16 protein-coding genes are annotated in these 23193 nt (G+C 56.1%); 12 read left to right on the top strand and 4 right to left on the bottom strand.

The window, feature by feature from the left end:
* Positions 1 to 1503, top strand: a 1503-nt coding sequence (locus ACF8AM_RS22390; protein ID WP_392557791.1) for a hypothetical protein, incomplete at its 5' end; no start/stop codon positions are given.
* Positions 1504 to 2090: 587 nt separating this feature from the next.
* On the opposite strand, the gene ACF8AM_RS22385 is transcribed toward ACF8AM_RS22390, so the two are convergent.
* Together ACF8AM_RS22385 and ACF8AM_RS22380 are read right to left on the bottom strand one after the other, a co-directional pair.
* Positions 2091 to 2675, bottom strand: coding sequence for a hypothetical protein (locus ACF8AM_RS22385; RefSeq protein ID WP_392557790.1), 585 nt, complete (start codon positions 2673 to 2675; stop codon positions 2091 to 2093).
* 543 nt (positions 2676 to 3218) lie between these two features.
* Positions 3219 to 5036, bottom strand: coding sequence for a hypothetical protein (locus tag ACF8AM_RS22380; RefSeq protein WP_392557789.1), 1818 nt, complete (start codon positions 5034 to 5036; stop codon positions 3219 to 3221).
* Positions 5037 to 5364: 328 nt separating this feature from the next.
* Between ACF8AM_RS22380 and ACF8AM_RS22375 the strand changes: the two genes are divergently transcribed.
* Positions 5365 to 8511: a dockerin type I domain-containing protein gene (locus ACF8AM_RS22375; RefSeq protein WP_392557788.1), complete on the top strand. Its 3147-nt coding sequence runs from the start codon at positions 5365 to 5367 to the stop codon at positions 8509 to 8511.
* A 726-nt stretch (positions 8512 to 9237) separates the two neighbouring features.
* Here the strand turns inward: ACF8AM_RS22375 and ACF8AM_RS22370 are convergent.
* Together ACF8AM_RS22370 and ACF8AM_RS22365 are read right to left on the bottom strand one after the other, a co-directional pair.
* On the bottom strand, positions 9238 to 12426 hold the full coding sequence (locus ACF8AM_RS22370) for an efflux RND transporter permease subunit (RefSeq protein WP_392557787.1): 3189 nt from the start codon (positions 12424 to 12426) through the stop codon (positions 9238 to 9240).
* Positions 12419 to 13954, bottom strand: coding sequence for an efflux RND transporter periplasmic adaptor subunit (locus ACF8AM_RS22365; RefSeq protein ID WP_392557786.1), 1536 nt, complete (start codon positions 13952 to 13954; stop codon positions 12419 to 12421). Before ACF8AM_RS22365 ends, ACF8AM_RS22370 begins: the two co-directional genes overlap by 8 nt.
* A 331-nt stretch (positions 13955 to 14285) precedes the next feature.
* Here ACF8AM_RS22365 and ACF8AM_RS22360 point away from each other — a divergent pair, with 331 nt between their 5' ends.
* From ACF8AM_RS22360 to ACF8AM_RS22315, 10 genes are all read left to right on the top strand, one after another.
* Positions 14286 to 14639 carry an ArsR/SmtB family transcription factor gene (locus ACF8AM_RS22360; RefSeq protein WP_392557785.1) on the top strand — a complete coding sequence of 118 codons (354 nt, stop codon included), beginning with the start codon at positions 14286 to 14288 and terminating at the stop codon, positions 14637 to 14639.
* A 109-nt stretch (positions 14640 to 14748) separates the two neighbouring features.
* On the top strand, positions 14749 to 15294 hold the full coding sequence (locus tag ACF8AM_RS22355; protein WP_392557784.1) for a rhodanese-like domain-containing protein: 546 nt from the start codon (positions 14749 to 14751) through the stop codon (positions 15292 to 15294).
* Positions 15282 to 16106, top strand: coding sequence for a sulfite exporter TauE/SafE family protein (locus tag ACF8AM_RS22350; protein WP_392557783.1), 825 nt, complete (start codon positions 15282 to 15284; stop codon positions 16104 to 16106). The genes ACF8AM_RS22355 and ACF8AM_RS22350 overlap by 13 nt, the downstream gene beginning before the upstream one ends.
* A 31-nt stretch (positions 16107 to 16137) precedes the next feature.
* On the top strand, positions 16138 to 17562 hold the full coding sequence (locus ACF8AM_RS22345; RefSeq protein ID WP_392557782.1) for a rhodanese-like domain-containing protein: 1425 nt from the start codon (positions 16138 to 16140) through the stop codon (positions 17560 to 17562).
* A 52-nt stretch (positions 17563 to 17614) separates the two neighbouring features.
* Entirely contained in the window at positions 17615 to 18340 is a 726-nt protein-coding gene (locus ACF8AM_RS22340; RefSeq protein WP_392557781.1) for a DUF1641 domain-containing protein, read from the top strand.
* Between the two features lie 49 nt (positions 18341 to 18389).
* Positions 18390 to 19574 (top strand): FAD-dependent oxidoreductase, encoded by a 1185-nt coding sequence (locus ACF8AM_RS22335; protein ID WP_392557780.1) that lies wholly within the window; start codon positions 18390 to 18392, stop codon positions 19572 to 19574.
* A 57-nt stretch (positions 19575 to 19631) separates the two neighbouring features.
* The gene (locus tag ACF8AM_RS22330; protein ID WP_392557779.1) at positions 19632 to 20705 is read left to right on the top strand and encodes a cytochrome-c peroxidase; all 1074 of its coding nucleotides are present in this window, start codon (positions 19632 to 19634) and stop codon (positions 20703 to 20705) included.
* Positions 20706 to 20781: 76 nt separating this feature from the next.
* Positions 20782 to 21921 carry a DsrE family protein gene (locus ACF8AM_RS22325; RefSeq protein ID WP_392557778.1) on the top strand — a complete coding sequence of 380 codons (1140 nt, stop codon included), beginning with the start codon at positions 20782 to 20784 and terminating at the stop codon, positions 21919 to 21921.
* A 1-nt stretch (position 21922) separates the two neighbouring features.
* Complete coding sequence (locus tag ACF8AM_RS22320; protein ID WP_392557777.1) at positions 21923 to 22546, top strand: DUF3365 domain-containing protein; 624 nt, start codon at positions 21923 to 21925, stop codon at positions 22544 to 22546.
* A gap of 65 nt (positions 22547 to 22611) precedes the next feature.
* Complete coding sequence (locus ACF8AM_RS22315; protein ID WP_392557776.1) at positions 22612 to 23154, top strand: rhodanese-like domain-containing protein; 543 nt, start codon at positions 22612 to 22614, stop codon at positions 23152 to 23154.
* Positions 23155 to 23193: the final 39 nt, after the last annotated feature.

Here is a 23193-nt window from a genome sequence, read left to right as displayed (position 1 = left end):
GGAAGCCAATTTGGAGGTGTTGCCATGATTCGCTACCTCAATCCTTTGCAGTGGTTCAAGTGGTTTGGGCAGTGGTTCGTTGCTTGGTTCCGGACCATACCTTGGAAGCGAGCTTCAACCGCGATTCCCGCTTTGGCGCTGACGATTGCCTTGGCGATCTTGCTGTTTGTCTCGACCGGTGAAAATGTCTCCTGGCGGAATCAGTTGATCCGGGACCAGTTGGCTGATGCGTTTGAACGTGATGACTACAAGACCGCCGATCTGCTGATTCGGCGTCAGATAGAAGAGGGCGATGGATCGGCTGAGACGTTGTATCGGTTGGCTATTGCTCGGCAGCAGCAGGATGAGACGGAGGAGGCATACGCGTTGATGCGTGGGTTGGTGGCGCAGCAGCGTGACGCTCGTGCGGCTCGGTGGTTGTTGCAGGAACTTTATGACCAGAAAAAATGGGCGGATCTTGAGGACGCTGAGCAGCGGGAGTTCGGGCAGTTGCTTCGCTTCCTCAGTGAAGAAACACCGGATGACTTGGGGATCAAACAAGCCTACGCAGATTACTTGGTCCGCACCAATCGGCAGAACCAAGCGATTCCTTACCTGGTCCAACTAGCGTCGGTGCAACCGATGCGTGGCCTGCAAGCTGCCGTGATCTCTCGTCAAGCGGGCGAGGATGACGCTGCGACTCGTTACGCGGAAACAACACTCGAAAAGGTGCAACAACTTTTCGCGGAAGAACCTGCCAACCCGCAACTGGCGATGGCCAACGTGCAGGCATTGCTGTTCCTCGAAAAATATGCGGACGCGGTTCGTTTGCTCAACGAGTCGATTGGTCGCATGAAGACCAAGGAGCACCAAGCTGGATTGCAACAGGCGATGGGCGAAACCATTGTGGTCTGGATCAATGAGATCGAATCGGAACCCAATGAAACCGCGGAAGAGCGACTGAGAGTACTGAAGATGCTGCAGGTCGCTTTGCAGTACGCCCCCAACAACCCTCGCGTGTTGAGCCTGATCGCCGACCAAGTGCTCAAGACTTTGGAGTCCGACGACAAAGAACTGGCCAAAGTGCGCGCGGCCTTGGTCAAAGGATCTTCACCTGGAATCGCGAATTTCATTCGTGGCACGGCGGCCCTGCTCAAAGACGACGCGGACAAAGCAACGCTGCACTTGAAACTGGCCGCCGAGCACTTGCCCCACAGTTCTGCGATCTTGAATAACTTGGCCGTGGCGATGGCAAAGAAAGAGGATGGAGATCTCGAACAGGCTCTCCAGATCAGCGAGAAAGCGATCGAAAGTGTCTCGGAACCGAATCCGTTTTTCTACGAGACTCGCGGGCAAATCCTGACGAAGCTTGGCAAGCACTTGGAAGCCATCCCGGACCTCGAACGTGCTCTCGCGGAAGAGTCCTTGGCCGATGCGGCACACGAGTCTCTCGCGGTTTGCTTCGAAGCGCTGGGCGAAGACGAACTGGCGGAAGAACACCGGGCTGCGATCACCAAAGAGTGAACGTAGCCGGATTCGCCAAGAATCCGGATGCCCGGGTCAAACATCACAACCCGAACGCGTCAGCGAGGGACTCTCAGAACAACGCGTTGGTCTCCCTCACGTAGCCGGATTCGCCAGAAATTCGGACTACCATCAGCTCGCAGACCTGAGTTCCTGTGATTCCGACGACTGCGTGGACCCTCGCTGACGCGTTCGGGTTGTGATTGGAGGACCGGCTATCGCACGCGTCGGAAGCCTGGCGAATCCGACGACTGCGTGGTCCCTCGCTCACGCGTTCGGGTTGTGATTGGAGGACCAGCTATCGCACGCGTCGGAAGCCTGGTGATTCCGACGACTGCGTGGTCCCTCGCTGACGCGTTTTGAAGTTGCGATTTTTGTGTGAGGCATTGTTTTTGTCATAACCCGACGCGTCAGCGAGGCGAACTCAACATCGTTTTTCCCTCGCTGACGCTTCGGGTTGTGATTGGATGACCAGACTGCACGGAATTGAGCCCTGACGTTTGACGCCCCAACGAAAAAAAGGCGACCGAGAGCCATTCTCTTGGTCGCCTTTTTCGTTTTCAGATTGGAACTGGCGTTCGTTCAGATCACTGCGTGACACCGGTTGTGCCGGCGGCACTGGTCGTTGGCAGCTTCGGGGCCGCCATTTGCTCGAGGCGTTCCCGGTTGATCTTGGTAGCAACGACACCTGGTGAAGTGGCTGGTTCGATCGTTGTCACGAGAACCTGCGGTTGAGGTTGGCCGGCCAAGACGTACCCATCGACGGCTTCTTGCACAGCCTTGATTCGGGATTGCGTTTCTTCTTGCGTGACTCCACGAAGCACATAAATCTCGCGACGCCCTTCAGGAGCTTGGGTCGCAATCCAACGAACGCGATTTTGACCGGCCGCCAACAAGGCTCCGTCACCGCCGCGGAAAAGCTCGTGCCCGATCGTGTTGTGCATCCGCCAGCCATTGCGTTTCATCGCTTCGAATGGCATCACGGTCTGGACCGCGTCGACTTCATTGAAGGGGTCCGGCCACGCGACATTGCGGTGATAACCGACGTGCATTTGGTGCACCAACGATCCCCAGTCCGCGGAGGCTGTTTGAGAGCCGATGCCACCAGATGCCATCGCTGCGAGGATTGCGGCGAAGAGCAACGTGCGTTTTGTTGGGAACGTGTTCGCCATGGTCGGGCAAGTCCTTGTGCAGGGCCGAAAGTGAATGAGTCGCATTGCATTGGATCCCAAACGCGAAAAGCGAAACGGGAGCCTCGGTATGTTGACTCATTCGGCGTTTTCAAGCCGCCGCTTTGGACCGGCCGCTGGCAGGGTCCCCGGTTTGCGTGGTCGACAAAGTCGTTGCAAGCGGTAGGGACGCAACGAATCCGTGGTCGCTGTCGCTGGAGTTGCCAGAATTCAGATGTGTCCTTCGCTGAGGCGTTTTGAACGCTGCACATTTTCTTTGAATGGCCAACCGCCTTTTTCAATCCAGAACGTGTGGGTTGATGTTGGCCGCTGGCCAACCAAACCGACTGCACAAGCGCAACTTCAAAACTGACGCGTCGGGTTGTGAAGTTGGTGGGTGTCCGAGTTCTGGCGAATTCGGCAACGGCGATTTTGTTGTAGGTTGGCCACTCTTGGCCGACATCCACAACGCCGACGGGCAGGAGTGCCCATCCTACGTGCGTCCAAATCCCAATTCTGGCGAATTCGGCTCGGGTGGGTGCCCGTTCAGGATTCCTCTGCGGTTGTTTCCACGACCATTTTGTGAACAGCCTCGATCGCTTGGGTGTCACTGCCATGCAGCAATTTCATGGCTTCGACGCCACCGGTGATCTCAAAGGCTTGCTCAAGCTCTTCGTCGGTCAGCCAACCGCGGTAGGCGTAGTATCGAATTTCGGCGAGCTTTCGAAGCGGAGTCATGGTGCTGTCACCCAGCACTTGTGCCACGCGTTTGCGAGCGACCTCGGGGCTGAGTGTCGGCAGATCTGACAAAGTCAAACGTTCATCGACCACGGCCCACAGTGATTTCAATTGTTCGTCGACATAGGCGGATGGCGACCCGCGACCAACACGCGTCATCCGTTCAACTTCTGTGTTGTCCATCGCCGCGGAACTGACCAAGGTCTTGCCTGTCCGAGCGTCCAAGACTTTCACGCGGCTGATGTTGCTGACCGCACCCACGCGATTCTCTTTCAAACCGACATCGAAGTGAAACAGTAGATCCAGCCCCAAGTGGTGAGCCGTTTTGATGGTCTCCCGCGAGTTGCCTTCGCCGACGAACAAGACGCTGGGGATCCACATGGATTTGTCAGCAGAGTCGACGGAGTCCCCATTGACCGTGTGCCCTTGCGTCTGTGACTCCGGTTCCACGTCAGTCAGCGCATGGCCAAATTTGCCATCGGTAATTCGCTTGGACAGCCCCGCTTTCACTGTATCGGCAACCAACCCCAAGAACCGCTGAAGACGAGCGTCGACCTCTTTGTCGGTCATCTCGGCTTTCGGAGCGGACATCGCGGCGGCTCGGTTTCGCCCGCCTCTGCCCGGCATTCCCATGCCCATTCCCATTCCGGGGCCGCCCATGCCGGACATTCCCATGTCCTCTTCGTACATCCCCATGTCACCCATGGGCATTTCGCCGCCCCCGGGACCGGCCATCCCAGGAGGACCCATTCCGGGTCCACCGGGGCCCATCATGCCAGGTTCCATCATCCCCGATTCCATCCCGCCGCCCATGGCCATGTCCATCATCCCGGCATCCATGCCCATTCCATCCATGCCCATCCCGCCGCGACCATTGCCGCCGGTCGATCCGGAGATGGGGGACGGATCCGAGGTCGAAGAATCACCGTGAATCCCGACGCTGGTTCCGATCCGCAGATGCCACAGCGGTTTCCGAAAATGCTTGCTGAATTTGATTTGATCCATTTGCTGCTGGGCCGCATCGCTGCCTCGAGCGATGAAGCCATGAAACAGTTGCAGAGCCAATGGTAGGTTGCCGTATCGGTAGGCAACGTGGGCCTCGTTGCGAAGCACTGGCCCCAAAGCGACGGGGCGTTGCGGAGTCGAGGCCGAGGTCAAGAGTTGTTGCATACGCTCCGTCAGAGGCGACCAATCGGGCTGGAACAATTCCAACATCACGACCGGTGATGGTTTCAGATTTGCACCGCGGCCGCGGTTGGAGGGGCCGCCGTAGCCTGAACCGCCGCCGTAGGGATCGTCCATGCCCCCATATTCCATCTCCATATCCATGCCCATTTCCATGCCCATTTCCATTTCCATTTCCATTTCCATTTCCATCTCGTAGGTGTCCATGCCGCCGTAGCCGGGTTCCATTTCTGGAGCCCCCGGAGGTCCGCCGACTCCTCGCCCTTCGGCTTCCATCGCGGCACGTTCAGCCGCTTGCATCGCAGCCTGTTGGCCTTGAGCGAACGCGGACGAGGCAAACAAGGTCGCGCACGCGGTCAAACAAAGCGTCGTCAAAGAGAGCGTTCGTCCTGACATGGCGGAAGGAAAACGCGGCGACAGATCAGCAGACTTCGTCAGCATTGGAAGAATCGAGCGAAAGGGGGCGAGGCATAATACGATCAGGCTCCAAACCGAGGATTCACCGACTTCGTGCGTCATCCCAATCGCGGCGAAATCCGTCAAAAATCCGGGCAAAAGGCGGCTCGGAGCCCAACATCGATCGTCTATAATAAGCGACGTGGCTGCTGGTCGGGGAACGGATTTCGGAAAAGCCGTCAAACATTCGCATTGAAATTTGACCAAATCCGATACGATACGGGCCCGCTCAGGGAACTTTCTTCCCACCCGCAACGTCCATGCTGAACCGTCGGTCCATCCATTCCGTCCCGCCTTGTGAGAATCCGTCACGATGCCGCGTGTTTCCCTGACGAGCCTTCGACGCCGCTCCAAGAGAGATCTGCCGCGCGTGACCCGCCGTCGATTGGCAATGCAAACGCTGGACGATCGCCGCGTTTTGGCGGCCATTGTTGGCTCGGTCTTTCAGGACGCCAACGATTCGCTGCGGAAAGAAGCCGAAGAATCGACGCTAGAAAACCGATTGGTCTTCATCGATCAAAATGACAACGGTTCGCTGGACCAAGGCGAACGCTACGGTTTGACCAACGAGGCCGGTCAGTTCTCGTTCGACAGGCTGGATGACGGAACACACGTTGTTCGCGTCTTCAACGGCACCCAGTCCCAAATCCAGACGACACCGACGACGATCACCGCGAATCCGTTTCTTTTGGAATCCGAGATCACGGCAGTCACCCCCGCCTTCGTCGTCGAAGCCGGTACCGTTGACGAAGCCGTCTTGCCCGCAGTTTTCGCGACTGGCACTTCGCTGCACACGTTGGCCGACAACGGCACCATTGCGACTTCGCTGGATCTGGGAGTTGGCATCCAAGCCATCTGGCGTTCACCCGCTGGCGAATTGGTGGTCCTAGGTGACAACGCCGTGGGGCACAAAGCGTTCTTGGTCGACGGAGCCCTCTCGGACGCCACCCCGTTCACCGACAGCGACTTGGCACCGCAATTCGTTGGTCACGCGGTCGATGACGTTGGCCGCGGGGTGTTGCTGCAGGCCGCCGACAATGGTTTTGCTCAGTTGTGGACCGTGGACACGGCCAGTCTGAGCGCCAGTGCGACAGGCGCCCTGGTGCCAGAAGGAACGGAACTCATTGGCGACTCGAGCCCGCGTTCGACCGACGGCCCCACGCGATCCATTCTGGCTCGCGCGACGCAAATCGACGATGGACAAGGCGGCACCAGCGACGGTCTTGAGATTCACGTCTGGAGCAACGCCGACCATTCGCTACTCAACAACGACCCAATCATCGTTGATGGCGGTGTCGAAGTGGTGGGCTTCAGTGATGAAGCTGGCCTGTTGGTCGTTCGGCAATCAGACGGTTTGACGGTCCACGATCTCGAAACCACTGACCTGGCGACTCTGTACAGTCTGCCAACCGACGCTCCTGTTGCAATCGACGCCGCTCGCGGATTACTCGTGACATTGACGCCAGACTCCGTTGATCCGGCGGAGGCAGGCCTGCGTTTGATCGATGCTGAAAACGGCAATTCCGTTGTCGACTTGGCAATCGATTTGTCCACATTGAATCTGCCCTCCACCACCAGTGTTCAAGGCATCTCATTGGATCCCGAACTGCGGCGTGTGGCTCTGGTCGGTGCCGCAGGAATCGCTGAAATGAGCCTGCGTACGCCGGCTCCTCATCGCGTTCAAATCACCAACAACGAAGACCCCGCACCAATCGAATTTGGCTTGCGGTTGATCGGTGCCAACACGGCCCCAGACTACAGCACGCCGCCGAACTGGGTGATGGACGAAGACTCCATCCTGACCAATGCCGCTCCCGCCGTTTATGGCGATTCGACGGATGCAGAGGGCGACGACTTCCTCTTGCTGCCGATGCAAGGCACCAGCGCGGGCGTGTCGACGGTGACACTTTCCGGATCCCTGACGTACGTCCCTGCTGAAAATTTCAGTGGCATTGACCAGTTCACCGTGTTGTTGCACGACGGTCGAGACTTCACCGAACATGTGCTGGACATCACGGTCCTGAACGTGCCGGATCCACCGATCGATGTCATTCCGCACATTGACGCAGTGCCTGAGAACATCCCGCTGAATGCACAGATCGGCCAAATCGAAGTCATCGATGGTGATGGACAAGGCAACCACGTCATTGAAATTGATGACGAACGATTCATTGTCGATGCAAATGGCAATCTGATCTTCATCGGTCCAGACAACCTGAACTGGGAAGAAGAATGGGCGATTCCGCTGATCATCACGGTCCATGACCCAGACTTCGAAGAACCACTGGTTCACACTGCGACCCTGCAGATCTCGGACGAAGACGATCCGATCGAGGATGTGTTGCCCGACAACGCAACGGTGCGTGAAAATTTTGAAGGCGACGTGGTCACCGAAATCACAGTCGTGGACGAAGACGATGACCAGTTCTACGACTTCGAAGTGGATGACGACCGCTTCTTGATTTTCAACGGCAGCCTGCGTTTGAAACCGGGAGTCGCAGTCGACTACGAAGAGTCGGAAACCATCGTGGTCAACGTCACCGTGTCGCACCTGGATGACTCCTTTGAAAAAGCAATCACGTTGCAGGTGATTGACATGCCGGAGGCTCCCGCCAATTTCTCGCTAACGCCCGCAACGGTGGAAGAGCGTTCGCCCGGCGCCTTCGTCGGTGAGTTTCGCATCGCTGGAAACCCTGGCGCGAACAACCACACCCTGTCCGTCAACGATTCTCGTTTCGTGTTTGACGGTTCCACTCTGAAGTTGGCCGAAGGCGTGGAAGTGTTGCTGGCCGACCAACAGGAAATCGAACTCGACATCACCGCCACTTCTCACTCGTCAGGCGTGAACCCGGTCACCGAAACGTTTCTTGTTCAAGTCACCGAGAACGACACCCCATATCACAACGACGATGAACCTCACGACGTGAACAGTGACGAAGAGGTCACGGCACTCGACGCTTTGACCATCATCAATTATCTGAACGTCTACGGTCCTGGTCCTGTCGGTTTTGGTGACCAAGGATTTGGGTACGACGTCAACGCGGATGGCTTTGTCACCGCGCTCGATGCCTTGTTGGTGATCAACCACTTGAACCAAATCAACCAGCCAACTGGAACCGTTAACAACGGAGAAGAAGAATCTGGCGAGGGCGAGGGTGAACCCATCGCGAATGATGGATCCGCCCAGAACGACGATGCGGGTTCAGACGACTCGCTAATCCCTGATGATCAGAATGGGCTCGGACCACTTGAACCGCGCGGGTTCGCTCAATCGACGCTCCGACGCCAGACCCGAGACGCCGTGCTGACCGATCTCACCAAATTGATCGATAGCAGCACCAGCGATCCATTCGCGGTCTCAAACGATCAGTTGATCGACATGCTCACTCGTGTCAGTGACCTCGATGGCGACGATCACGATTCAGCGTTGAAACTGTTGGCCGACGAATCCGACGAGTAGTCGGCTTGCCGTCGCATCTTGGGCAAAATTCAAGTAGCCGGATTCGCCAAGAATTCGGACACCCTCCAACCCCACGGATCTGAACTCGGTCGATTCCGGCGACTGCCTGGTCCCTCGCTGACGCGTTTTGAGGTTGCGTTTTCGCGTGAGGCATTGGCTTTTTCATAACCCGACGCGTCAGCGAGGCGAGGTCAACATCGTTTTTCCCTCGCTGACGCTTTTTGAAGTTGTGCTTTTGCGTGCGGCAATGGTTTTTCATAACCCGACGCGTTAGCGAGGCGAAGTCAACATCGTTTTTCCCTCGCTGACGCTTCGGGTTTTGAGAAAAGCGCAACTTCAAAACTGACGCTTCGGGTTGTGAGAAAAACGCAACTTCAAAAGGCGTTGCCCTGGGCTGGCATAGGGCTGCCCCGTTGGGGCGAAGTCGAGGAACAAAACCTGCGCAGTCCAAGGCGGTGTTGATACCAACCTTTTGACAGTCCAACGCTCGCCCACGGTTACCGGAAACGAACCAGACGCGATCGCGTTCCGGCTGACTAAATCAACTAGCTCGTGACGCTTCGGGTGACTCAATCAGCCGCCTGCTTGCACCATTCCGCGAAAGCATGCTGGTTCTTTCCGAATGGTTCCTTCTCGGGGATTTGATGTGGAAGGTGGCAGGCAGGGGCTTTCGCCCACGAATCTTTTTGAGAAGGCATTCACAAACAGGGTCGTCGATCAATGAAGTCAGGGATCGCTGCCCACCTTGCTATCGTTGAGACCACGGGCGAACCAGGGGTAGATCGTGGGGATCACGAGTGAGGTCAAGAGCGTCGAGGTAATCAGACCGCCAATCACAACGGTCGCCAAAGGACGTTGCATCTCGGCACCATCGCTGGTTGAAAGGGCCATCGGTAAGAATCCTAGGCTGGCTACCAGGGCCGTCATCAAGACTGGTCGCAGGCGAACCAGAGCGGTGTCATGGCTGACGTCTTGCAATGGCATTCCCGATTGGCGGGAATGTTCCGCTGCACTCACCCACACCAATCCATTGAGCACCGCGACGCCAAACAGGGCGATGAACCCGACTCCGGCGGAAATGCTGAACGGCATGTCACGAAGATACAAGGCAATGATTCCACCGGAAGCCGCCATGGGAACCGCTAGGAAGATCAGCAATGCCAAACGCATCGAACCGAGACTGGTGTGCAACAAAAGCATGATGATCATCAATACAATCGGGGTGATGATCGCGAGCCGTTTACTGGCGGACTGTAGGTTTTCAAAATCGCCGCCCCATTGCACCTCGTATCCCGGCGCAAACTCAACTTCCTGCGAAACGGCAGTTTGTGCTTCATTGACAAAGGTGGCGACATCGCGTCCACGAACGTTGGCCGAAATGAATGTTCGTCGGCGGTTGCCTTCGTGTTCAATCGTGGGCGGAGTTTCTTCCAAGCGAATGTCTGCGAGTTCTTTGAGAGGCACTGTTTTTCCATTGGAATCGGCAACCGGAACTTGCTCGAGCAAGGAGAGGTTCTCACGCCACTTCTTCGGAACACGAACCATGATTGGGTACCGAGCGCGTCCTTCAAAGACTTGCCCGACCTGGTGTCCGCCAAGCGATGAAACGACGTCCAACACCGTTTGGGCATCGATCCCGTATTGAGCCAAGGCGTGAGGTTTGGTTTTGATCGTCAATGTAGATAGGTTGGCTTGGTAGTCGGCTTTGACATCCACCGCACCGGGAATCGAACGCAACACGGCTTCGATTTCCTTGCCTTTCTCACCGAGGACTTCCATGTCGTCGCCATATAGCAAGACGGCCACATCGGCTTTGACGCCAGCAACCAGTTCGTCGACTCGCATTTCGATCGGTTGCGTGAACCCAAACGCGACTCCCGGAACGTTGGCATTGAGTTCGTCCGACATCTGTTCAATCAGGTCGTCTCGTGTCTTGGGTTCCGGCCAATCATGCACCGGTTTCAGCAAGACCCAGACATCGGTTTGGTGAACTCCCATCACATCGTTCGCAATCTCGGGGCGTCCGGTTTTGGAGAAGACCGTTTCGACTTCGGGATACTCTTTGAGGATATTCTCAATTTGAGTCGACATCTCGACCGAACCTTCCAGTGTCGCACTGGGTAGCCTCAATGCCTCCACCAGCAGGTCTCCCTCTTCCAATCGAGGCATGAATTCTGCCCCCAAGTGTCGACCCATTGGCAGGCTGAGTGCGAACACGGTCAATGCGATGCAAACCGTGACAAAGGGATGCTTGATCGCTCGCGTGACCAAAGGTTCGTAAAAGAATTTGACGATTCGCACCAAGAGGACGTCTTCTTCCTTCATCTTCTTGGGCAAAAAGATTGAGGCCATGGCGGGCATGAACGACAAGGAAAGGATCATCGAACCGCCCAGTGCAAACAGCACCGTCAAAGCCATTGGGCGAAACAGTTTTCCCTCTGTGCCTTCGAGCAACAGAATCGGCAGGAACACAACTGCGATGATCAGTTCGCCAAACATCGTTGGTTTGCGAACCTCGACGGCCGCCTTGCGTATCACGTCTCGATGGTCGGTATCGCCATTGTCGCGGGACAGTTTGCGAATGCAGTTCTCGACCATGATCACGCTGCTGTCGACAATCAATCCAAAGTCGATCGCACCCAGGCTCATCAAACTGGCTGTGACGCCAGTGTACGCCATCACGTTGGTGGCAAACAGCATCGAAAGCGGAATGGCGAGTGCCACGATGATTCCGGCTCTCAAATTGCCGAGCATCAACAGCAGCACGACAATCACCAACATGCCGCCTTCGGTCAGGTTGGTGAGCACCGTTTGGAGCGTGCGGCCGATCAGTGCGGCGCGGTCGTACGTGACTTCGAGATGCACTCCGTCGGGCAAGGTGACTTCGATTTCTTGGAGGCGTTCCTTGGCGAGTTCCACCACTTCGCGTGAGTTTTCACCAATCAACATCATCACCAAACCCGTCACCACTTCGCCACGTCCGTCGCGGGTCACGGCACCTTGTCTGGTCATCGGTTCGATGCTGACCTTGGCGATGTCACGGACCAGAATCGGGTTCCCGTCCGGTTCTCGGCGAATCACCACATTTTCGATGTCCGCTTCGTTTTCCAGCAACGACACACCGCGAATGAATCGCTGTTCGCCGTGATGGATGACGTAGCCGCCGCCGGAGGTGTTGTTGTTGGCGAGCAAACGTTGGAAGAGCAATTCCATCGGGATCCCATAGCTGGTCATTCGATCGGGATCCGGTTGGACTTCGAATGTTTTGTAGTAACCCCCGTGTGTGTTGATCTCCGTGACGCCGGGAACCTGACGCAGCTTGGGCGAAACTTCCCATTCCAAGATTGTCCTTCGTTCCATGGGGGAGTGGCGGTCGCTGCGCACTTCGAATTGCAGAATTTCGCCGAGCGCGGTCGTCAGAGGTCCGACGGTTGGCGTGCCATAACCAGGCGGGATGTTTGCGGCAGCATCGCCAAGTCGTTCCGTTACCAATTGGCGAGCGTGGTAGATATCGGTCCCTTCCTGGAACACGATCGTGACGACGGAAATGCCGAACTTGGAAACGCTGCGAAGTTCCTCGACATCGGGCAGCCCTCCCATCGTGTTTTCCACTGGGTACGTGACGTAACGTTCCACTTCGACAGGAGACAAGGACCCCGCGTCGGTCACCACCTGAACTTGCACGTTGGTCATGTCGGGGACGGCATCGATCGGCAGATTCAGTGCCGAATACACCCCTGCCGCCGCCATCAGCAACGTCAGGATGATGACCAGCCCGCGGTTGAGGAGCGAGAGTTCAATGATCTTCGTGAGCATGGTGAAGTCGTCCGAGTTGCAGTGACGCTGATTGGATTCTTCGCGCCGTGGAATGAGCGTGGGGATCGCGGAACAGCAGCGATCGAGGTTGCTATTCACCTTCCCCTTGAAGCAGCAGTTCCGACTTCAGCAAGAATGCACCCTGAGTCACCACTGGTTGGCCCGCGGACAGGCCCTTGGTGACCTCCACCCAATCTTCCGATGTTTGGCCGGTTGATACGTCCACTCGTTGAAACGATCCGTTGCCCAGATCGACGAAGACGAATGGTTTGTTTTCGTGACGGAGAATTGATTCCGGTTTGATTGACAACGCCTGACGCCGCTCCCCAATCGGGACGGTCACTCGGACGAACATGCCCGGCCGTAGCAAGCCATCGTTGTTTTCGATGCGAGCGACCAGGGGAACCGAATTGGTGTCGGCCTGCACTTCGCGGCCAAAGTAAAGAACCTTGGCAGGAAAGACGCATTGATCCAGCGCGGGAACCATGACGGATACTTCCGCACCGGGGTGCAGATTCACCACCGACCAATCGCTTTCGCGGATGCTGGCTTCGACCGAAAGCGATTCGGTGTTGGCGAGTACCGCCAGTGAATCGCCTCGCATCACACGTTCGTTGTTGGCATAGCCTCGCGACTCAACGCTGCCGCCGAACGGGGCTCGTACCTCCAGTCGCGAAAGGGCTTCTTCGTTGCTGAGGTTGACCGCGTCTTTGTCTTCCTTGTAACCCAGCAATGTCTCCAGCGATTGCCAGGCGAGGTTGAATTGCCGTTCCGCTTCGGCAAGATTCGCCTCGGCTTTCATTTTCGATTGTTCGATTTCGAACGACGCTTGATCGCGAGCGGTTCGGAACGCGGTCTCGGCGAGTTGACGCTCGCCTTCACGGTCGCGGACGGTCCGGCCTGAAACAGAACCGGAGGCGACCAGCGGGCGAAGTTTGGCGAGCTGTTCATCAGCCAGCAGCATTTTTGAATAGGCCGACAAGATGTCTTGGCGATAAGCCCCGAGAGCACGGTTGGAAAATGCTTTCTCGATCGCATCAACGGATTGGCCTTGATCGAGCATGTCGGAGACCTGTTGCAGGTTCTTGGCCAGTGTCAGTTCACGCTGAAGGATTTGTTCAGCGATGTCGCGTTCCTTTTGACGCTTCAGGATTTCGGCCCGTGCCTGGCCAATTTCAGGGCTGCGAAGAACCGCGATCAGATCCCCTGCATTCACCTGGTCACCTGGTGTCACGACCAACTCTGCCAAGATGCCGTCCATCGGCGCCTTCACATCAACATGTTTGGTTTGGTCGTACCGCAGACGCCCGGGCACGGTGTGAACATGCTGGATGTTATGTGCCTGTGCGGTGACGCTCTCAATCTCCGCAACCCTGAGCTTGCCCTCGGGCAACGTCAGAGTGTCGCTGGAAGTGGTGGCTGGGGCTGGTTCCTCCATCTCTTCCGTGCTGCTGTCGCCCGAGTTGATTTGGTGCATCACTATCCAACCACCACCCATCACCGCCAGAACCAGTAGCGTAGGAAGCCCGTTCATCACCGACGCAACCACGCCTGTCTTGGTACCGGCGAGATCCGCAGCGGGGTCTCCGGCCGAGGAAGGAGGCGTCGAGGCGTTGGTGATTGTCATTGGTTTCGGCGGTGAAAAGCTGGAGGACGCAATGGGCTGCCGGTCTGGATAGCACGGTCTGTGCCAAGGCACGAAAAGACTGATTTCGCGGTGATTTGCGAGCGATTCGAAGGACGGGGGCGTTCTCAATCAGAGGCAACGGAAAGACATTCACCATGCAGGTGGACAGATTTTGTCCACGGGTAAGTCGCGAGCATCGGTCGTTGAAAGGGGATCGGGTTTGGGCGGCGTTCGGGATGGCGGCGAATGCAAATTTGAAAAACCCGAAGAAAACATGTGTTGACACCTCGTGATGTGACGATATGATGAGTGGAGACCTGAAGGAGAAATCATGGCAATCAAAACCATCAAACCGAAATCATCGGAAGCGTTGGATAAACCAGCGGGCCAAGTCGGTGATTTCGCCGATGCGGCGGAGTGCTTGAGGACGCTGGCTCATCCGGTCCGTCTGCGAATCGTTCAACTGTTGCTGCATGGGCGGTACACCGTGGGTGAATTGGCGGCGGATTGCGGTATTCAAGACAACGTCGGATCGGAACATCTTCGGTTGTTGCATCGCTGTGGTTTTTTAACCAGCGAACGCGAAGGGCGACGGGTTTACTACAGCGTCGCTGAGCCGCACCTGGAAGAATTGATGGCTTGCATTGAGGGGCGTTTCCTGCCTTCTGGTGCGACCGATCCCTGAACCATTCAAGGTCCAAACCGTTTTTTTACGGTGATATATCGTCGGGTAGAGACATAACGAACCAAAGGGCTTTCTTGCCTTTCAACGCAACGAGCAGACGGAGTTTCTGATGCAAACGATTGATGTGAAACAACTCGCCGACAAACAGTCCAACGGCGCCATCGAGCTGATCGATGTCCGGATGCCGACGGAATACCGCGAGGTCCATGTCCAAGGTGCGGTCAACGTGCCGCTCGATTCACTCGACCCCAAGGCAGTGTCTGAGTCACTTCGAAGCGACTCGGGAAAAACGATCTACGTCATTTGCCGCAGCGGCAATCGATCCAGCAAAGCGGTTCAGAAGTTCTCGGACGCTGGTATCGAAAACATCGTGAACGTGGAAGGCGGGACGACGGCTTGGGTGCAGGCGGGATTGCCGGTGACGCGAGGGAAAAAGGCTGTTTCTTTAGAACGCCAGGTCCGCATTTTGGCTGGGTTCTTGGCACTGCTGGGGGCAGTGCTTGGTTACTTCGTGCATCCGTGCTTCATGGGGCTCTCCGCCTTCATCGGTGCTGGGCTGATGTTTGCCGGGATCACTGACACCTGCGGCATGGGCATGATGCTTTCCAAGATGCCCTGGAATCGTTGTGGAGAAACGGGGTCATGTTCGGTCTAGCAATTCTGTTCGGCTGCATCGTTGGCTTCGCACTGGGATTGACCGGTGGGGGCGGTGGAGTCTTTGCAGTTCCTTTGCTGGTTTACGGCTTGGCAGTGGCGCCGCGAGAGGCAGTCGGGATTTCTCTGGCGTCGGTGGGTGGGACCGCTCTGTTTGGTGCGGTGCCGCGATTGGTGCGAGGGGAAGTGGAATTGAGAACCGGGGTGTTGTTCGCGGTGGCGGGCATGATCGGCGCACCATTGGGATCCTATCTCTCGACGCTAATCCCCGAGCAAGTGCTGCTGGTGATGTTTGCGATGTTGATGTTGGTCGTTGCTCAGCGGATGTGGGCCAAAAGCAAGAACCCCAGTCTGCCGAGTGGTGTTTGCAACACGGAGACGCTGCCAAGCCGCGATCGAAGTGCATGTCAAAGAGACGAAGACGGAAAGTTGCGATTGACATCCAAGTGTGCGCGCTTGCTGATTTTGGTCGGGCTGATGACGGGGGTGTTGTCCGGCATGTTCGGCGTTGGTGGTGGATTCGTCATCGTTCCCGCCCTGGTGTTGTTCAGTGGGATGGCGATTCACCAAGCGGTTGCGACGTCCTTGTTTGTGATCGTGTTGGTCAGTGTCAGTGGTGTGGCGTCGCATCTGGTCAACGGGAACGAATTGTCGATGGAAACAACGCTGCAATTCCTGGTGGGAGGTTTTGCAGGCATGTGGTTGGGCGGGATTGTCGCCAAGCGTCTGAAGGGGCCCACGTTGCAAAAAACATTTGCTGTGGCCGTCGTCCTGGTCGCCACGTTTGTCATTTTTAAATCACTGGTTTTGTAAAGCTTGTTCACCTTCACAGAGGAATCGAATCATGTTGCTGAAATACTTTTACGATCAAAAGCTGGCCCACGCTTCCTACTTGGTTGGGTGTCAGAGAGCCCAGGAAGCCCTCGTCGTCGATCCGGGACGCGACATTGATCAGTATCTCGAAATGGCGGATCGCGAAGGGATGAAAATCACCGCCGTCGCGGAGACGCACATTCATGCGGATTATGTTTCCGGGGCACGGGAACTGGCCGATCGCGTGGGTGCCAAACTGTATGTCTCCGATGAGGGACCAGCCGATTGGAAGTACCTGTATCTTGAACCATATGATCACCAACTCCTTCATGACGGTGATCACTTCATGCTTGGAAAGATCAAGTTTGACGTTTTGCACACACCCGGACACACACCTGAGAGCATTTCGTTTGTGCTGACGGATCAAGGCGGTGGGGCAGACGAACCCATGGGCATCTTCACCGGTGACTTCATTTTTGTCGGTTCCATCGGTCGCCCCGATTTGCTGGAAGAAGCCGCCGGAATCGCGGGCACGGCCGAACCAGGGGCTCGTGATTTGTTCCGTTCGGCAGAGCGTTTCAAATCCATGCCGGACTACTTGCAAGTCTGGCCTGCTCACGGTGCGGGAAGTGCCTGCGGCAAGGGGTTGGGGGCGATCCCGTCATCGACGGTTGGTTATGAGAAACGTTTCAATCCGGCATTGCAGTTCACCAACGAAGGAGAGTTCGTCCGATATATCTTGGCGGATCAACCGGAGGCCCCGAAGTACTTCGCCGTCATGAAGCGAGTCAACAAAGAAGGCCCCAGGGTTTTGGGCGCCGGGCATCATCATGCGATGCTGGATGTGGCCAAGCTAACGTCGGCGATCGAGGATGGAACCGTTGTCGACCTGACGCCCTCGGCCGATTTTGCTCAGGGACACGTTCCCGGTTCGATCAACATCCCACTCGGCATGTTGGCGACATGGGCTGGGTGGTTGGTGGACTACGACAAGCCAACTCATTTGATTTGCAAACCGGACCAACTCGAAGAAGCCGCTCGGGTTCTGCACAAAATTGGTGTCGAAGTCATCGGCGGCGGCTTTGACTCGAATGAGGTCCGTGCTGCTGGAATGGCAAGTGAAGTTTATGCCACGGGGACTCCCACGGATTTGTCGGCGGCCATTGAGGCTGGCGAGGTGAAACTGATTGACGTTCGTTCCAACGACGAGTGGAACGAAGGTCATATCGAGCAAGCAGAGCATCGTTTCCTTGGTCGGTTGCCGGGCAACCTCGGTGACCTTTCTGGGGACCAGAAGATTGTGGTGCAGTGCCGCAGTGGTGCTCGGTCGGCCATCGGCGCCAGTGTCTTGCAGGCTGCCGGAATCAAAAACGTGGTCAACCTGACGGGCGGCTACATGGCTTGGAAATCGGCTGATCTCCCCAGCGTGAAATCGGAGGAAATGGTGATCGGGTAAGTGAGCCATCCCCGTTTCCGACAGTGCGCCCCGAAACACCCCACTTCATTCAATGAACACAACCCTACAACACCGCTCTCTAGTCGATCGGCTGAACGATCCTGCGACCGCTGACGTTTTGCACCGTTTGCTCGACCACGCGGAATCCTTGGATCAAGTTCTGCAGGTCGCGGGCGATCTTCCAAACTTGCTGGCCATCGCGGTGGATTTCTTCGACGCGATCAGTCGCAAGGCGTCGCAAGAAGGTATCGACATGGAACACCGAGCGACTCAGCTACTGAAGTTGGTCGTTCAGGTGACTGAACCGAGCAACATGCAGGCGATCGAGCGACTGGTTGCCCGTCTACCGAAGTTGGAAGAGGGGAGTGCTCTTCTGGATGAAGTGCCGAATTTGATTGCGACTGCGATGGACGTGTTTGATGAATACGCCAGCGATTTGAAGTCGGAAGGCATTGATTTGGAGCAGAGCGTTCGGCAGGGATTGCACGCCGCGCTGTACCTGGGGAGTCGGATCAACGAAGAGGAGCTTGATCGAATCGGTTTCTTGCTCAAGTCCGATGTCCTGGACGAACATTCGGTCGAAACCGTCGGCATGGCTGGTTCTGCCCTGTCAAGTTGCCGACGCGGAAGTTGCGAGCATCCCGTTCCCAAGCGAGTCGGGTTGTTTGGATTGTTGAACTCGATCCGCGACCCCAACACCCAACGGGCATTGTCGTTCGGTTTGCAATTTGCCAAGTGCTTCGGCGGTGTCTTGGATGAAAAAAGCAAAGCCAAGTAAACACCTCGGACGGAGCTCTCTTTCAATACTCAAAACATAGATCATTGTCATGGCACATCATCAAGTTCTTATCGTCGGCGGTGGGACTGCTGGCATCACCGTCGCCGCTCGTTTGCGGAACACTGATGCATCGCTCGACATCGCCATCATTGAACCATCCGATAAGCATTATTATCAGCCGCTTTGGACGTTCGTGGGTGGCGGAGTTTTTGAACCGGAAGAATCAGGCCGAGATGAGGCGGATCTGATCCCGTACGGGGTTCAGTGGATCAAGGACCGCGTCGAATCGTTCGACCCAAACGCAAACAGCTTGACGACGCGTGAGAGCGGGACGATCACCTACGACTACCTGATTGTTGCACCGGGCATCCAAATCAACTGGGACCAAGTCAAAGGGTTGAAAGAGTCGGTTGGCAAAGATGGGGTTTGCAGCAATTATTCCATCGACACGGTTGCTAGCACTTGGAAATTCGTGCGTGAACTGAAACAAGGTGTGGCCCTGTTCACGCAGCCCGCCGGTGCAGTCAAATGTGGCGGCGCACCTCAAAAAATCTGTTACTTGGCCGAAGATCATTTTCGCCGAAGCGGTGTTCGCGATCAGATCGAAGTCATCTTCACCTTGGCGGGACCGCGTCTGTTTGCGGTCGATCGCTACCGCGAGGTGCTTGAAAAGGTTGCCCAACGGAAAGGCGTCGAACCACGGTTTCGTCACAACTTGGTCGAGGTCCGTTCCGCTTCCAAGGAGGCCATCTATCGGCACATGGATACTGACGAGGAAATCGTCATCAAGTACGACATGATCCATGTGACGCCCCCGATGAGCGCACCGGATTTTGTCTCCAGCAGCGAACTGGCCGGCGAAGGCGGTTGGGTTGATGTCGACAAACACACGCTTCAACACACTCGTTTCGCGAATGTTTATGCGTTGGGCGATGTGTCCAGTCTTCCAACGTCAAAGACCGGTGCAGCGATTCGCAAACAGGCACCGGTCTTGGTTGCCAATCTGGTGGCAGCGATGAAAGACCAGCCAGCACCGGCGAGCTATGACGGCTACACCTCGTGCCCCGTCGTGACCGGGTACGACTCCTTGGTGCTGGCTGAGTTTGATTACAGCGGGCAACCTGCCGAAACATTTCCGTTTGACCAGGCCAAAGAAAGATTCAGCATGTTCATGCTCAAAAAGTTTGGGCTGCCGGCACTCTACTGGCACGGCATGTTGCGTGGCCGCGTCTAAATCCCAACCCGTTTTTTCCTCTCAACGATCCGCTCGCGTGACGTGCGGTCTCAAACAATGAACGTCTCTCAAAGATTCAAACTATGCCACTGCGTCTTCGTCTCGTTGTTGCTTTGCAACTCGCGGGTGGATGCCCAGGACTTTGCGCCCCTGCCCACGACAACTGCCCGAGCGGGTGACACACCGGAGAAAATTGAGTTGGGAAAGAAGTTGTTCTTCGATCCGCGGCTATCCGCGACGGGAACCGTGTCGTGCAACAGTTGCCACAATTTGATGGAGGGTGGCGACGATGGGCGTCCCACTTCCATGGGCGTTGATGGATTGACCGGACCGAGAAACGCACCGACCGTATGGAACTCTGTGTTTCAATCGTCTCAGTTCTGGGACGGTCGCGCTGCAACGCTGGCTGAACAAGCCATGGGGCCGATGGTCGCGGATGTTGAAATGGGGATGACGGGGCACGATCAAGTGATCACTCGGATCAAAGGCATTCCTGACTATGCTGACGAGTTTGAAAGAATTTTTGGCCGGGTCGGGGCACTCACGATTGAAAATGCGGTGGATGCCATTGCCGCGTTTGAACGCACGTTGATCACGCCGGATTCCGATTTCGATCGTTTTCTGGCAGGAGATCAGTCCGCGATCAGCGATAAAGCGATCCGCGGCATGGAATTGTTTGAGTCCATTGGTTGCACGGAATGCCATTCGGGACCGGCGCTGAACAACTGGACGGGACCCGACGATGTTGCCGAGTTCGTCGATTTCCCTCGCGATGCCGATTCGCCAATCGTGGATCGCTATGATCTTGTGAGCGACCTGGGGCGACAACAGGTGACGGGCGATGAAAGCGACGCTCATCTCTTTAAAGTACCAGTGCTGCGAAACATTACGTTGACGGCTCCTTACATGCACAACGGAAAGGTGCCCTCGCTGGCGGAAGCTTGCCGAGTGATGGCGAGCACCCAACTGGATGAAGAACTGACAGATGAAGAGGTTTCTGAATTGATTGCATTCCTGTCCACCTTAGAAGGTCGATTCCCGGAAATCTCGCTGCCAAGGCTTCCGTCCCGTTCCGGCGAATCGGTGATTGATCCAATTCCCACGCCAGCCAACGAAACTCATCCAAACTGAGATGACTTGAAGGACGCAAACGTTTTGTGTCTTTGAATTTTTCGACGAATACCAATCCTTGCGCCCCGGTGCTCCTATGATACGCTTCATCCATCTCTTCGTCGTTGGTTGCCTGGGGGCCATGTTGGCCGGGCCGGTGTGGTCGCAAAGTAACGCAGGCAGCGGCAATGGCCCTGGCAATGGAAAAGGCCCCGGAATGGGGCGTGGTCAAGGTCCGGGGCAAGGGAGGGGACGTGGTCGCGGGATGGGACGCGGTCGGCACGCTGGTGGTAGCGGTCCGGCATCCGGGAACAACGGACAGGCCGCTGGTCAACACGGGCACGATGAGCGACACGATGCGGATCGCGAAGTCTTTCAGTTTCTGTTGCAAAACCACGAACAGATCACTCGGACAGTCAAAGAACTCCCCAACGGTGTCGAAACACTGACTGAGTCCAATGTGCCGGAGATCGCGGACAAAATCAAAGAGCACGTGGAGTGGATGGAACACCGCATCGAAAACACGAATCCGATTCGTATGCGAGACCCTTTGTTCGCTGAGATCTTCCGACACACCGACAAGATCAAAATGGTCCACGAAGACACTGATAAGGGCGTGAAAGTGACCGAAACGTCGGACAACCCCTACGTTGCGAAATTGATCCAGGCTCACGCGAAAACGGTGTCGGGATTCGTCGAACATGGCTTTGCAGAAGCGATGAAGAACCACGCGGTGCCAACGGATACTCCCGCCAAGAAACGCACACCAATCTATCCTGTCATTGCTGGGCACGGATCGGTGGTGCCGTTGCCGAACGCCGCGATGCAGCCTCGAAACGGTACGAAGTTGTTGGTCGATGTCACTCGTGGTGGTGACCCTGCGAAACTGAACAACGCAATTGAAAACGTTGCCAAGTACTTGAACATCTATGCAGGCGGCGGTGCCGAGCCCGCAAACGCGAAGATTGCGATTGTCTTTCACGGAGGTGCGACGCTCGCAGTGTTGAATTCCGAGGCCTATGCGAAACGCTTCGGGACCGCAGACAATCCAAATCTGGATCTGCTGAAGCAACTGCATGAAGCGGACGTGGAGATGTACGTCTGCGGCCAGTCACTGACTTCCGTGGGGGGCGATCCCAAGGATGTGGTGGTTTTCGTCGAGACGGCCGTTTCGGCCCTGACCGCCGTTGTCAATTTGCAAGCCGACGGCCACGCCTATCTACCACTGGGGAATTGAGATGAGAATTCAATGGACCGCATCAGCCTGGATCCTGACGATCGCAGGAACGTTTCTGCTGCTGAACGTGGGGTGTCAAAAGAGTACGCCTCCGGTGACAGGGGATGTCTCCGAACAAGACGCTTCCAATGTTTCGATCGTGGAAGGCGAAACGCCTTCGGAGGAACAGAAGCAAGTGATGATCGAAGCCAAAGACGCGTTGTTTCAGACTTTGTCTGGGCGATTGATGGAAGCCATGGGGTCGCAAGGTCCGGCGGGTGCCATCACGGTGTGTCAAAAGGAAGCCAAGCAAATCGCGACCGAAGTTGGTGAACAACACGGAGTGAAGATCGGTCGAACCGGAGTTCGTCTGCGAAATGCCAAGAATCTGCCGCCGTCATGGGCGAAAGCCATGACCGAATCCAAGGTCAGCACGCCTCAGTTTGTTTCGCTGACGAACGGCCACGCCGCGGCACTGTTGCCCATCCGGCTGAAATCGCAATGTTTGATGTGTCATGGACCGACTGAACAGATCGCTCCGGTGATCAGCGATCAGCTCACAAAGCTTTATCCCAACGACCAAGCAACCGGATTTCGCGAAAATGAATTGCGAGGATGGTTTTGGGTCGAGACGCCTAGCAGTTGATGATCCATTCTGTTTTGGTTCACACAAGTTTCTTTCTCACAACGTCTCTTTAAACAACATTTCACATGATGATTGCACGCTTTCGATCGCTCTTTAGTTTCATGGCTGTTTTGGTGTTGATGTCGATCCAATGCCAGACTGTCTCCGCTCAATTCGGCGGGCTCTTTGGGGGCCCCAAGGTTGAAACCATCGACACACAGACGGTGGCGCAATTGCTGGCCAACCAGAAGAAGCAAGAAGACCAAGCGAAGCAGAACGGTTCGGAAGTTTCCGATCCGGGATTTGTGGTGGTGGATGTGCGTTCGGACAAGGAGACTCAGGTGTCCGTGATTCCTGGTGCGATCACCAAAGCGATGTATGAAAAGGATGCGGCCAAGTACCGCGGCCGGTTGGTGATTCCCTACTGCACGGTGGGCGGCCGCAGTGGTGCCTACGCCAAGCAGTTGCTGGGGAAAGGTGTGAAGGTCAAAAACTACAAAGGCAGCATTCTGAAATGGGTGGATGCGGGATTGCCGTTGGCCACCCTCGACGGTGAGCCGACGAATCGTGTGCACACCTACAGCGATCGATACAAAATTCCATCCAAGTATGAGCAAGTGACGGAGTGATGAGTCGCAGGAACCTGGTTCTGCTCGGCATCGGTCACA

The sequence above is a fragment of the Rhodopirellula sp. JB055 genome, assembly GCF_043100905.1.
GTDB lineage: Bacteria > Planctomycetota > Planctomycetia > Pirellulales > Pirellulaceae > Rhodopirellula.
Note: the sequence above shows the minus strand (reverse complement) of the source record. Positions and strands in the feature narration are given on the sequence as shown.